Below are 13,599 nucleotides of genomic sequence, written 5' to 3' on the forward strand. Positions count from 1 at the left end.
ATGCATTATGAAGGAACAACTTATTATTGAAAAAATTGAACTTTTTAAAGTCCCGCCAAGGTGGCTGTTCGTTAAGGTGACCACCAAGGAAGGGATTATTGGTTGGGGAGAACCAGTTGTGGAAGGTAAGGCAGATACTGTAGCCGCCTGCGTAATGGAACTACAACAGTACATCATTGGAAAGTCGGCCACAAATATTGAAGACATATGGCAAATACTGTATCGCGGAGGATTTTACAGAGGTGGTCCCATCCTGATGAGCGCCCTTTCAGGTATTGATCAGGCACTTTGGGATATAAAGGGAAAATTTCTTGGTGTTCCTGTCTACGATTTATTGGGAGGGGCAGTCCGCCATAAAATGAAAATGTACTGCTGGATTGGCGGAGATCATCCGGAGGTGTTATTGGAACAGGCGCACGAAAAAGTAAAGGCCGGTTTCCAAGCTGTAAAAATGAACGCTACCGGCGGTATGGAATGGATTTCATCCTTGCAAGATGTGAAAAAGGTGTCCAACAACATTAGATTATTAAGAGAGGAATTCGGTACCACACTGGACGTTGGACTCGATTTTCATGGGCGTGTACACAAAGGCATGGTAAAAAGGCTTATAGATGAGATTGCGCCTTATGAACCCATGTTTATTGAAGAACCGGTACTTAGCGAAAACAATGGTGCCTTAAAGCATATTTACGCCTACACCGGCATCCCAATTGCCACTGGGGAAAGAATGTTCTCCCGTTGGGATTTTAAGAAAATTCTGGAAGAAGGGGTGGTCGACATTATTCAGCCAGACCTTAGTCACGCTGGAGGCATTTCGGAGGTAAGGCGTATTGCCACTATGGCGGAAGCCTATGATGTAGCTCTGGCCCCCCATTGTCCGTTGGGGCCCATATCCTTGGCTTCTGCATTACATGTCGACTTTGTTTCCGCCAATGCCTTTATTCAGGAAAACAGTATAGGTATCCACTATAATCAAGGTTTTGATTTACTGGATTATGTCCTTAATCCTGAAATTTTTGATATCAAGGATGGTTATATTGATCTTTTTCAGAAACCAGGATTAGGGGTTGAAATAAACGAAGAAAAATTAAGGGAAGGTCAGAAAATTGGACATAATTGGTCCAACCCCATATGGCGTGGACCCGACGGAAACTTTACCGAGTGGTAAAATATTAACCGAATAATACCAATAACCAACCAAAAAAACCATGACTTACCTTATCGCCTTAGTACTTTCCCTTGCCCTATTAATCGTAGGTATCATCAAATTTAAAGTGCATCCCTTTTTTGTCCTTCTTTTTTCTGCCATAGCCTATGGCTTTATGACGGGAATGGATATAGAATCCATAATCAATTCCATAAATAATGGTTTTGGTGACATTATGGGCAAAATTGGGCTTATAATCCTGTTTGGAGTTACCATAGGCAAAGTTTTGGAAAAATCTGGCGGAGCCTTTGTCATCGCCTCCAAAATTTTACAGTTAATAGGTGCAAAATCCATTCATTTGGCCATGCTGCTAACTGGTTATATCCTATCCATACCCGTATTTGCAGATAGTGCGCTTCTGATCATGAACCCCTTGAACAAGGTGCTCTCCTCCAAAGCAGGTGTTTCCTTTGCAGGTACTACCGCTGCCCTGGCATTGGGATTGACCGCTTCGCATACCATGGTACCACCTACCCCGGGGCCTATTGCCGCTGCTGGTATTTTAGGGGCAGATTTAGGAAGTGTTATGATATGGGGATTATTGATAAGTAGTATTTCCCTTGTTGCCTGTTATTTCTTTGCCACCAAATTGGCATCGCGTATCAATGTCCCTATAACACTGGAAGCCGTGACAACACAACAGGAGCAACCTGCCCTATGGAAATCCTTATTGGCCATAGTAATACCTATTGTACTCATTATCCTTAAATCGGTCATGGATTATCCGGAATTTACCTTTCAACCTTCCCCTATCAAGACCATTATATCATTCTTGGGCACGCCTGTAATTGCCCTTTTGATAGGCGTTTTATTGTCCCTTGTATTGCCCAAAAAATTGGACGAAAAGATTTTCTCCTCTACAGGTTGGTTTGGAGAATCGTTAAGGGAGGCGGCCCCTATAATTTTTATTACTGGGGCCGGAGGAATTTTTGGCAAGATGTTACAGAATTCAGGAATTGCAGATACCATCACCTCAGAATTTACCGGTATGGAATTGGGCCTGTTTTTGCCCTTTCTATTGGCTGCCTGTCTTAAGACAACGCAGGGCTCATCTACAGTTGCCTTGGTAACCACAGCATCTATCATAGCCCCTTTAATGCCCGCTCTGGGTCTAAATGACCCTTTTATGGCTACTATGACCGTTTTGTCTATAGGCGCAGGAGCTTCTGTAGTATCGCACGTAAACGACAGTTTCTTTTGGGTACTCACCCAACTTACCGGAATGAACGTAAAACAGGGATATCAGATCCAATCGGCCGGGACGTTCGTACTCGGAGGTACTGCCATGGCCGTTATCACTATCATAGTTAAAATAATGCACTAAAATGAAAAAAATAACATCAATTATTTTAGGCTCGGCTCTACTATTGGGGGCTTGTAAGGAGTCGAATAAAAAAACCATTCCCGATGAAGCTAACCTTGCGCCCTTGTCGATTGAGATTTTGGACGATGAGGCACTTCAGATAATAGATCCGAAATCTAAAATTGAAATCCTTGCCAGTGGCTTTGCCTGGACCGAGGGACCACTATGGATAAAAGAAGGAGATTATTTGTTATTTTCAGATATCCCCAACAATAAAGTATATAAGTTGGACCCGAAAAATAAAGATACGGTCACCTACTTGCATCCTTCCGGGTTTTCAGGTACCGATTTTACAGGTGAAGAACCGGGCTCCAATGGACTTTTGCTAAATAAAGAGGGGGAGTTGGTGCTCATGCAACACGGGAATCGTCAAGTTGCCAAAATGAATACACCTGTAAGTACTCCTTCTTCCGACTTTACTACCCTGGTTGATTCGTATATGGGCAAGCAATTGAACAGCCCCAATGATGCCACATTCGATAAAAACGGTAACCTCTATTTTACAGATCCACCCTATGGCCTACCAAAAAGAATGGATGATGAAGGCAAAGAATTGAATTTTCAAGGAATTTATTGCCTAATGACTAACGGGGAATTAATACTGCTCGACTCTATTTCCCGCCCTAACGGAATAGGAATATCTCCGGATGGTAATGTCCTTTACGTAGCAAATTCAGATCCGGAACATGCCGCTTGGTACCAGTATAAGATTTCGGAACCTGGAAAGGTAACCGATAAAAAACTTTTTTATGAGGTAACAGAGCTAATTGGCAAAGAAGGTCAACAAGGTTTGCCCGATGGCTTAAAAATAAAAAGCAATGGTACCCTATTTGCTACAGGACCAGGCGGGGTATGGATCTTTAATCCGAAAGGAAAAGCCTTGGCCAGAATCCATACAGGACAGGCTACGGCCAATTGTGCTTTTGATTCAGAAGAAAAAAGGCTCTATATCACTGCGGACGACATTATAATGGCTGTGGACCTAAAATAAGCTTTGGTCAGTCCTTAAAAACAGGGGTTTTGGCAAGCTCTATCAATCCGTCCTTTGGTTCCTTGAGATAGCGATTGGAACGTAAATATCTATTGAGGTTGTACTCGTCAAAATTTGGGGCGTCTTTGTCCACACTACTTATATGTACCCTTCCTGCAGAATGGATGAATTCGTTGTTACCGATCCACATCCCCACGTGGATTACGCGCTCCTTGGTGGTATCTGTTGCTGGTTTTCCAAAAAATAATAAATCGCCAGGCTCCAACTTGTCAAAATCCTTAACCGCATCTATCTCCTTGCCGGTATGTATTTGTTGGGAAGCATCCCTCGGCAAGACAATGCCATTTAGAAAATAAATGGTTTTGGTAAAACCACTACAATCTACCCCTTTGGTAGAGGTACCCCCCCACAAATATGGGACACCCATTAAGGTTTTCGAAGTACTCACCAAGGATTCCTGACTGGGATTTAATGCCGCCAACCAAGAGTCATAATCCATGGCCTCTGTTTTGAGGACATAAGCCTTTCTACCATCTGGAAAAGCCACATAATAAAACTCCTTTTCTTCTCCTATTCGTTCTAAAACACCTCCTGCAACCATATCGGAAATAACCTGGCTATCTTTATTGGGTTCGGTATAGGAATGACCTATGGTATTGGTGTATATAACTTTTGGAGTGGATTTCCACTGCGTAAACCTTTCTGCTGATAATGGTTTTATACCTCCCCTATCTACCCAGGACAAATATTTATCCGGAGTCTGAATCAAATACCAGTCATCCTCTTCCTTAAAAATCTTCACAGGGGTACCCAAGGTAGCCTGGGTAACCAACTCCGATGAATGTGCAGGTTTTCCACGCAAATTGGCCACGGATATGGTAATAAGGCCTTGGATAAATCCATTTAAATTGGATAAGGGCAATAATTGAATACTATCTATATACTTTATTTCTTCTTCTGCAAGCTTTTGTTTAAAGCTTGCAATGGCCTCAGGTAAGTTAGATTCTCCCTTAAGAATGGTTTCATTACCCTTCCTAACATATTCTATATTAAAAAGGGCTACCCTTTTGTCCGGGGCAAATTCCTGTTTTACGTCTTCCATCAATGTATTGATAGCAAGCTCATCCTTATCAACCTTTTTTTCACAGGATATGAATATAAAAATACCTGTAATTAGTATAAAGTGTATTCCTTTTCGGTAGCTATTCATTAATAAAATCTATGATTGTTAATGTAAAATCTTGTTTGGAACTTGGAAAATTATAAAAATTTAAGGAATACGGGGGCAGCGCAGTTCTAAAATTTAATTTTATGCCAAGTTTTTAGGTAACTGTATCCCAAAAAATCAGATAAAACTTAGTCCAATCAATTGGGAAACTTATCAAAATTACTATTCCTAAATCAATTAAAACATCCACAGTAAATAGCAATTATTTTGAATTAAACTAGATTCGTTTCCTAAATGAAAACAAATTTGTTAAAAACCCCTTAAATAACTGTTAATCAGCGTATTTATTTGCTTTTAATCGAATTTTTTCATACATTACGATTATGATAAAAATTGAAAAATCAGCAAACGAGGAGTTCATAAAGAAGTCCATTTCCCACTTGGAAGCGCACGGTTTTGAAAAAATCAAGGCGGATATTGAAGGTTATGATTGTCCAAAATCTTATTTAAAAAGAGGTAGCGACACCAAAATTACCCCGGATATTGTGGCTTTAAAGAATGGCAAAAAATACTATTTCGAGATTAGTTTAAAATCCGAAAGGCCATTATTATTGAAATCCAAATGGTTGTTTTTGGATACCCTAAGCCGAATGAATTCCAATCGTTTTAAAATTATCACCACTAAAGGACATTATAAATTTACCGACAATATGTTGGAGGATATAAATTTAAGTGATAAAACACCTATTAAAATATAAATTGGAATACTAATATCACATACATTGGGAGCTGTATTTTACAGCTCTTTTTTTATGGGATAAAAGGTATTAAACCTCAGGGCAAGCCCGTCTGCCGACAAAGGCAGGCCCTGAACCCAACAATAGGAATCGACCCAAGGGTCGAGGTATTGAACCTAGATTCCGCCGAAAAAGGTGAGATTAGTTCAACTGGGCTATTCCCTGATCATGCCAACATGGGGAATACCATCCTCCAAATACTCCTCACCAACAACCTTGAATCCAAGGGAAGTGTAGAACTTGGTCAAATATTTCTGGGCGGAAATATGTATGGAGGTAGTACCAAAATTTTTATGAATTGCTTCAATGGAAGCCTTCATTATTTCCAATCCATATCCATACTGTCGTTGAGATTTTCGTACCACTACCCTACCAATACTTGCTTCCTTAAAATAGTCCCCTTGTTTAAAAACTCTGGTATAGGCGACTATTTTACTATTCTTATAACCCATTATATGAAGGGCAAGCTGATCTTTATAATCCATATCCTGGTACACACAATCCTGTTCCAAAATAAATACTTCGCTACGCAATTGCAATACATCATATAACTCCTGTGCATCCAATTCCTGAAATCTTTTTATTTCAATTCTCATACTTTACATCTCCACAATTATATAAGTAATAGTCAAGTTTAAAAAATAATATGGATTACAAAATATAGACACCTCATTAGGAAAAAAATCCATTAAACAATAGTGTCATATAATATACCCACTATGACTAATCATATAGAAGAAATAATATTACTTACAGGGAATTTTCTCTATTCTTCTTTCATGACGACCACCTTCAAAGGAAGTATTCAGAAATGTTTTCACCATTTCCAGCGCCTGTGGCAAAGAAATAAATCTGGCAGGCAAACTTAATATATTGGCATCATTGTGCTCCTTGGCCAATTTAACTATTTCGGTTGTCCAACATAAGGCGGCCCTTATTTTTTGATATTTGTTGGCCGTCATTGAAACTCCATTACCACTGCCACAAATAATAATCCCAAAATCTGCATTTCCTTTTTCCACTTCAATGGCTACAGGATGTACAAAATCCGCATAATCAACGCTGTCAGATCCATCGGTACCATGATTTATAACTTCTATACCCATAGATTTCAACAATCCGATTATGGCAAGTTTATATTCTGTACCTGCATGATCGTTACCAATAGCTATTTTCATTGTTTAAGGATGGTTATTGATGAATAAAAATTATAAAAATAAGTAGTTCTATTCACACAAATGTACAAATACCTATGGTTTCACCACAGAAACTGGGTTGTTAACAACATAAATTTTAAAAAAAACCAAAAGCATTGTTATTTAGTCGTTTACTCATAATACCTCATTGTTAACAAACTACTTATAAAAAGTAAATATTAAATTTTTATTATCCGTCTTAATTTTGCTTTACAAAATGTTATCGTAAAAGAATAATTTACTTCTTAGATTCTTATAGAAAGATATTAAATAATTAAAAGAAGTAATTAACACTCCCGTAACATTAACTTTTCAATAATTTCATGTTCATATGGGTTGTCAACAAATATTAATAACCCATTTAAAAGCTTGATTTATAATCTTTACTCACTGTATAAATTGTCAATAAACTTATTTAATGGTTTAAAGCAAGTTTAAAGGTAAATTTTTATATCCACTATAAACAAGCCATCATAATCACCATTTTATTTTAAATTTTAGAAAAAAGAAAACATATATATAATATAAATGTTGATAACAATATTTATTCAAGAAAAGGAAACTTAAAATTGGAATCTAAGGACAATGGATTATAATTCGTAATTTTCCAAAAATAAAAGTGTTAATGTCAAAGAATAACAAGAGAAACAAAAATCAAAGAAAAAACGAAATAACCAGAGGTATTTTTACGGTTCTTGAAAAGGAGCCGGAAAAATCTTTTAATTATAAACAAATTGCTGCTAAAATAGGAGTTGTAGATACCAACGATAGAAACACCCTAATTAAAAGATTGGTAGAATTAAAGGAAAAGAAAAGAATATTGGAAGAAGGAAGAGGTTCATACAAAGCTATAGCTTCCACTAAGACTTACCATACCGGAACTGTTGATATTACGGGAAGAGGAAATGCATACATTGTAGTTGAAGGTTTGGATGATGATGTTTTTGTTCCGTTCAATAAATTAAAAAAAGCTTTTCACAGAGATGTTGTAGAAGTATATATTTTTCCTAGAAGAAAAGGAAAAAAATTGGAAGGGGAAATTACAAAAATCGTTTCCAGGGATAAGACTTCTTTTGTAGGTATCGTAGATATGCAAAAGGATTTTGCTTTTGTGCGTCCTACGGATTATAGAATGTATACAGATATTTTTGTACCAAAAAGTAAGTTTTCCAACGCAGAGGATGGTGATAAGGTAATTGTAGAAATAAATGAATGGCCGGATAATGCCGATTCTCCTTTTGGAACCATTACCCAGGTATTGGGGAAACCAGGAGAACATAATACAGAAATACATTCTATTTTGGCCCAATATGGTTTGCCGTATGAATTTCCGGTGGAGGTGGATATGTTTGCCAATACATTGGATACCAGTATAAAGGAAGAGGAAATAGCTAAAAGAAGAGATCTAAGGGAAACATTGACTTTTACAATTGATCCCAAGGATGCCAAAGATTTTGATGATGCACTATCCTTTAAAATATTGGAAAATGGCAATTATGAAATTGGAATCCATATTGCAGATGTGTCCCATTATCTTAAAACTGATACTATCTTAGATGATGAAGCCTATGATAGGGCTACTTCTGTTTATTTGGTGGACAGGGTTGTACCCATGTTGCCAGAGGTATTATCCAACAATGCATGTTCCCTTCGTCCCAATGAAGAAAAATATACCTTTTCTGCCATATTTGAAATTGATGAAAATACCGTTATAAAGAATGAATGGTTTGGGCGTACCGTAATTAATTCCGATCAAAGATTTACCTATGAAGAGGCACAACATATTATAGAGACCGGGAAGGGATCAATTCCTATGGAAATATCCATAAGGGATGGTGCTTATACGGTTGGAAATGAGATTGTTGATGCTACTTTGACCATGGATCGTCTTGCCAAGATCATGAGGGATAAGCGTATGCAACAGGGAGCTATTTCTTTTGATAAAATTGAGGTACGTTTTAATCTCAATGAAAAAATGGAACCTGAAGGGGTTTATTTTAAGGAGTCTAAGGATGCCAATAAGCTTATAGAAGAGTTTATGCTGTTGGCCAATAGAAGGGTAGCACAATTTATTGGAAAGCAAAAACCTGTTAAGACCTTTGTTTATAGGGTGCATGATGAGCCTAATGAGGATAAATTAATGGCACTTAACGGTATAATATCACGTTTTGGACATAAGCTCGATTTTAAGGATAAAAAATCTATAAGCAATTCCTTGAACCAACTTTTGGAGGATGTAAAAGGGAAAAAGGAACAGAACCTAGTGGATACTTTGGCTATACGAAGTATGAGCAAGGCAATTTACACGGTTGACAATATTGGTCATTATGGTTTGGCCTTTGATTATTATACGCATTTTACCTCGCCAATTAGAAGGTATCCGGATGTGATGGTACACCGGTTATTACAGCATTATTTAGATGGCGGGGAAACTCCAAAGACAGAACCTTATGAAATAAAATGTAAGCATTCTTCGGATATGGAAAGTTTGGCTGCAAATGCTGAGCGCGATTCCATAAAATATATGCAGATTAAATTTATGGAAGATCATCAGGATCAAGAGTTTGTAGGTGTAATTTCTGGAGTTACCGAATGGGGACTTTATGTAGAGATCATTGAGAATAAGTGCGAAGGAATGGTGAGAATTAGGGATATAAAGGATGATTATTATACCTTTGATGAAAAGGAGTACGCTATAGTTGGTGAAAGAACCAAGAAAACCTATCAATTGGGAGATGAAGTTATTGTGATGGTTAAGAGTACAGATTTAATAAAGCGCCATTTGGATTTTTCCTTAATTGGAAAAAACGCCTAAATTTTTGTTTTGGAACGGAATTTGTTTAACTCAATGAGGTAACTCTAAAAGTTTAAAAAATTTGTTGCCATTGCATTAATATGTTTTACGGAATGAATCCGCAAAAAATGTTTATTGGTTAATAACAATTAGCCAATAAACTATAGCTCTAAGAAAATGGATCAGAAATTAATAGTTATACTTTTGTTACTGGTTGCCACCCAATCACTGAGGTCGCAAAATGAAAAGGTAACTCAGAATTTACAACCGTTCAAAGAAGTTAAGGCTTTTGATGGATTGTCCGTGAACCTTATAAAATCTGATGTTAACAAGGCTGTGATTACGGGTGCAAATACTGCCAATGTTGCTATTGTAAATAATGATGGCGTTCTCAAGATTAGAATGGAAGTGACTAAACTATTCAGTGGTTATAGAACTTTTGTAGATGTACATTATACGGAAAAACTTGTTGTTATTGATACTAATGAGGATGCGCGGATTTCTTCCAAGGAGCCTATAAGACAGGACATTTTGGAATTAAAGGCTCAGGAAGGTGGAGAGTTGATAATTAGTGCCCAAGTAGACCAAATGCTTATAAAAAGTGTTACTGGAGGAATTATTTCTGCTTCGGGTTCTTCCAACATTCAGGATGTTCAAATAAATACAGGAGGCGTTTACAAGGGTAAGGATTTCAAAACTAAATTTAGTACAATCAATGTAAATGCCGGTTCTAGGGCAGAAGTGTTTGCAAGTGATTATGTAAAGGCGGCAGTAAAGGCCGGTGGAGAAGTTATGGTGTATGGCAATCCTGCCAAAATGGAGGAGAAAACGGTTTTTGGAGGAAAGATTACCAGAATGTAAGTAATATATTTTTATGATGGAGGATATTCAGGCGGCTATTCCATTAGGCTTATTGTTAAGCTTTATGATAGGGCCTGTTTTTTTTGTACTTCTTGAAACCAGTGCTATTAAAGGGTTTAGAGCTGCATTATGTTTTGATGTTGGTGTAATTGTTGCCGATATTCTTTTTATTTCCCTGGCTTATTTCAGTAGTTTTCAGTTGTTGGAAAATCTTAGCAGTCATCCCGGTCTCTATGTCTTTGGTGGTACCATTTTATTGGTTTACGGGCTTACCAACGTTTTTAAGAAAGAATCCGTTAAACAGGAAAACAAAATAAGGATTACCAAAGGAGATTACTTTAGTTTGTGCATCAAGGGATTCTTGCTGAATTTTATAAATATTGGCGTTTTGGTATTTTGGTTGGGTATTATTATTGTCGTAGGACCTAGTCTAGATAATGATCCCAAGAGAATAATACTTTTTTTCTCTGCTATGATCGGGGCCTATTTTGTTACTGATATCTTTAAAATATTATTGGCCAAACAATTGCGAAAAAAATTGACCAAAAGACGAATTCTTATGGTTAAAAAAGGCATTGGGATAGTCCTTGTTATTTGTGGACTGTTTCTAATAATAAAAGGATTTCTCCCTAAAGATCAATTGAATATAGAAAAGGGAATAGAACTTATAAAGTAGTGAAATAAAAGTATTTGGAAGTGAGTAATAAGAATCTAGAGTCTGAAACATAGAAAGTTCCACCACAACGTAGTCCATTTGTATAAGTGCAGATAGCCTATAAAAAATCATAGGAATTTATTTACATAGACACTACCTTAAGATAAACTGTTTTTTGTCAAGCAAATGTAAATTGCTCTCATAACCCATAAAAAGAGTTATGAAAATCATGTACTGGCAAATTTTTATGATGGTATTATTATTTGGTATAGTTTATCTCCTTTACCGTGTTTTAATGAAATGGTTTAAGTAGCCCAAAGTATTGCTTCTTAGTACAGTCCTTTTTTTCTCGATGTTTTGATGCATTGGGGATACCATTGACGTCTTTATTAATAGTCTCAATATGAATGATATGAATTGGTAACGATAGTCACTTCGACAGAGTCCCTTTTCGGGACGACGAGAAGTCACACATACTGGCCTGGAGCTGGATGTGCGATTTAGCTCATGTCATATTTATTTCAGGGTTATTCGTGAACCTTCGGTTTAGCTTCGCTGAACCTTCGGTTTCTCATATGCATTCGAAATGACGATCTGGAAACCTTCAGTTTATAACTCATACCTTTAACTGTCTCTCTACCTGTATCATATTTGATATTTACACCAAAATCAAATTTTTAAAATAATGTCATTTTATCCGCTTGAAAAATAAAATTTCTTGGGTCTCAAGATGACAACGTTTTAAAATCCAGGGATATAGTAAGAAACAAGGTAATCTTAGAGCAATACATCTTGGAGCAATTGGGCCGAAATTTTACAATTAAGGATGGATCCTCTAATTATTCCGAATTAGAGTTTAATTAATCAAAGTTGCAAAGGCAGTAGGAAAAATCTTTATAGATAGGAACATTGGATGGCGTAAAATATTGGTTAAGTTTAGATGAACAGAGGGTTAGCCAAAGGTTTTTTACATCAAAGGTCAGCCTTACAAAACAAAAAAACCTCCATCCGTTAAGATGAAGGTTTTGGAGGCATCGAGCGGATTCGAACCGCTGTACAAGCTTTTGCAGAGCTCTGCCTAGCCACTCGGCCACAATGCCTTTTTGCAGTGCAAAGGTAATACTTTTTTTATGTTTCAAAAACTAAAAGCTTTATCTTTTGGATTTAAGTATTATGGTCACTTCTTGTACATCCCCACCAATAGGGGGGTTGATTTTTGAGACCGCAACTTTCACTTTTTTCGCTATAGGTATTTCGGTAAATATTCTATTTAAAATGCGCTGTGCCACATGTTCCAATAGTTTGGAAGGAATAGACATTTCTTCCTTTACAATATGGTTTATATGAACGTAATCAACTGTTTCCGAAAGTTCATCTGTTTGTGATGCCTTTTTTAAATCGGCATCTACTTCAACATTTACTTGATAATCACTTCCAATAATAGTCTCCTCCTTAAGACAACCATGATTGGCATAAATTTTAATATTGCTTACCCTTACTTTCCCCAACACATTAATAATTTGTACAAAATTAAATCAATCCAAACTTAAATGAATGGATTTTATAAATATTTTAGGGTTGCAATTGGCAAAGGCATAATGTTAATAGGTACATCTACAATTGCTGATACCTTGGAATAGGTCTAATCCAATGGTTACCACATGGGTACCGGTGCTATAGCCCAATATTTCATTAAGAATGATCTGGTAGGAATATCCGAAATAGAAATTACTTTTCTTAAGTCCGGCCAATGGAGCAATGTACAATGGCCGACCTATTTGGTCATTTAAAAAACGGTAGGTAACACCCGCATAATAGTAATCCTCAAAATCGTACCATCTAAATTTTAGGTTTAAATCCGCTTCGGATCTACCGTCACTTTCAAATATTTTGTATAGTAGGGAGGGTTCTATTTCCATATTACTGTTTCTGGATTTTTTGTATCGGTATCCAGTATAGGCATAGAAGTTTCTAAGTTTGTTGGGTTCATAGATAGGATCGAAAATATATACATCCTTGTTGATAACGTTGGAGGCATTTACACTGAAATAAAAGGAATTTTTTCGGTACAAAAGACCTACATCGAAGTTGTGGTTGGATGTGGATCTGTCATCGGTTACCCCTGGATCAAAACCGGCATCTATAAATTCTTCTACATCCAATCTAAATTGATTAAAATTATAGGAGATACCAAAGGATAAAAATTCGTCCTCGTAACGGTCCAAAGTTAAATGGTGGGCAAAGGATATTCGTGCACCTTGTTGTTTGGTATAGCCATTGGAATCGTTATATAAAAACAAGCCTATTCCCGATTTTTCCCCTAACCTCATATCGGCTGCCAAAGACTGGGTCCTTGGCGCATCCTTAATACCAACCCATTGCGCAAGTCCGTTCAACCTAATTTTCACATGGTCACCAATTCCTGCATATGTTGGGGATAGCACAAAAGGATTGTCTGCCAAGTATTGTGAAAGCTGGGGTGAATTAAGTTCTTGGGCACGAGTGATCAAGGCACTTAAAAGCAACACAAAAGTTAATAGTTTACAACGCATTGTATTTATGGTTAA

Annotated in this window: 12 protein-coding genes and 1 tRNA gene; 7 read left to right on the forward strand and 6 right to left on the reverse strand. The window is 37.0% G+C overall.

All coding sequences use genetic code 11. From position 1 onward, the window contains the following. The first annotated feature begins 7 nt into the window (after window positions 1-7). The 3 genes from dgoD to U735_RS0123160 are packed head-to-tail and all read left to right on the forward strand — an operon-like array spanning window position 8 to window position 3,561. Complete coding sequence (gene dgoD, locus U735_RS0123150) at window positions 8-1,168, forward strand: galactonate dehydratase (protein ID WP_031446092.1); 1,161 nt, start codon at window positions 8-10, stop codon at window positions 1,166-1,168. Window positions 1,169-1,208: 40 nt separating this feature from the next. Beyond that, on the forward strand, window positions 1,209-2,531 hold the full coding sequence (locus U735_RS0123155) for a GntP family permease (protein ID WP_031446093.1): 1,323 nt from the start codon (window positions 1,209-1,211) through the stop codon (window positions 2,529-2,531). A 1-nt stretch (window position 2,532) separates the two neighbouring features. Continuing rightward, window positions 2,533-3,561, forward strand: coding sequence for an SMP-30/gluconolactonase/LRE family protein (locus tag U735_RS0123160; RefSeq protein WP_031446094.1), 1,029 nt, complete (start codon window positions 2,533-2,535; stop codon window positions 3,559-3,561). A gap of 7 nt (window positions 3,562-3,568) precedes the next feature. On the opposite strand, the gene U735_RS0123165 is transcribed toward U735_RS0123160, so the two are convergent. Then, entirely contained in the window at window positions 3,569-4,771 is a 1,203-nt protein-coding gene (locus U735_RS0123165; RefSeq protein WP_031446095.1) for an SH3 domain-containing C40 family peptidase, read from the reverse strand. Window positions 4,772-5,112: 341 nt separating this feature from the next. Here U735_RS0123165 and U735_RS0123170 point away from each other — a divergent pair, with 341 nt between their 5' ends. Beyond that, window positions 5,113-5,487, forward strand: a complete 375-nt coding sequence (locus tag U735_RS0123170) for a hypothetical protein (RefSeq protein ID WP_031446096.1) — start codon at window positions 5,113-5,115, stop codon at window positions 5,485-5,487. 194 nt (window positions 5,488-5,681) lie between these two features. Here the strand turns inward: U735_RS0123170 and U735_RS0123175 are convergent, their stop codons facing one another. Next, window positions 5,682-6,122 (reverse strand): GNAT family N-acetyltransferase, encoded by a 441-nt coding sequence (locus tag U735_RS0123175; protein ID WP_031446097.1) that lies wholly within the window; start codon window positions 6,120-6,122, stop codon window positions 5,682-5,684. Window positions 6,123-6,272: 150 nt separating this feature from the next. Next, window positions 6,273-6,704: a ribose 5-phosphate isomerase B gene (gene rpiB, locus U735_RS0123180; RefSeq protein WP_031446098.1), complete on the reverse strand. Its 432-nt coding sequence runs from the start codon at window positions 6,702-6,704 to the stop codon at window positions 6,273-6,275. Between the two features lie 643 nt (window positions 6,705-7,347). Between rpiB and rnr the strand changes: the two genes are divergently transcribed. From rnr to U735_RS0123195, 3 genes are all read left to right on the forward strand, one after another. Beyond that, the gene (gene rnr / locus U735_RS0123185) at window positions 7,348-9,537 is read left to right on the forward strand and encodes a ribonuclease R (protein ID WP_031446099.1); all 2,190 of its coding nucleotides are present in this window, start codon (window positions 7,348-7,350) and stop codon (window positions 9,535-9,537) included. A 156-nt stretch (window positions 9,538-9,693) separates the two neighbouring features. Next, a complete protein-coding gene (locus U735_RS0123190) occupies window positions 9,694-10,377 on the forward strand; it encodes a head GIN domain-containing protein (protein WP_031446100.1) in 684 nt (227 codons plus the stop codon). Between the two features lie 13 nt (window positions 10,378-10,390). After that, window positions 10,391-11,053 (forward strand): LysE family translocator, encoded by a 663-nt coding sequence (locus U735_RS0123195; protein ID WP_031446101.1) that lies wholly within the window; start codon window positions 10,391-10,393, stop codon window positions 11,051-11,053. A 1,005-nt stretch (window positions 11,054-12,058) separates the two neighbouring features. On the opposite strand, the gene U735_RS0123200 is transcribed toward U735_RS0123195, so the two are convergent. From U735_RS0123200 to U735_RS0123210, 3 genes are all read right to left on the reverse strand, one after another. Next, window positions 12,059-12,132, reverse strand: a tRNA-Cys gene (locus U735_RS0123200). Between the two features lie 51 nt (window positions 12,133-12,183). Then, window positions 12,184-12,540, reverse strand: coding sequence for a dihydroneopterin aldolase (gene folB, locus U735_RS0123205; RefSeq protein ID WP_031446102.1), 357 nt, complete (start codon window positions 12,538-12,540; stop codon window positions 12,184-12,186). Between the two features lie 93 nt (window positions 12,541-12,633). Continuing rightward, window positions 12,634-13,584, reverse strand: coding sequence for a PorP/SprF family type IX secretion system membrane protein (locus tag U735_RS0123210; protein WP_031446103.1), 951 nt, complete (start codon window positions 13,582-13,584; stop codon window positions 12,634-12,636). Between the last annotated feature and the right edge of the window lie 15 nt (window positions 13,585-13,599).

The organism is Arenibacter algicola, assembly GCF_000733925.1.
Classification (GTDB): Bacteria; Bacteroidota; Bacteroidia; order Flavobacteriales; family Flavobacteriaceae; genus Arenibacter; species Arenibacter algicola.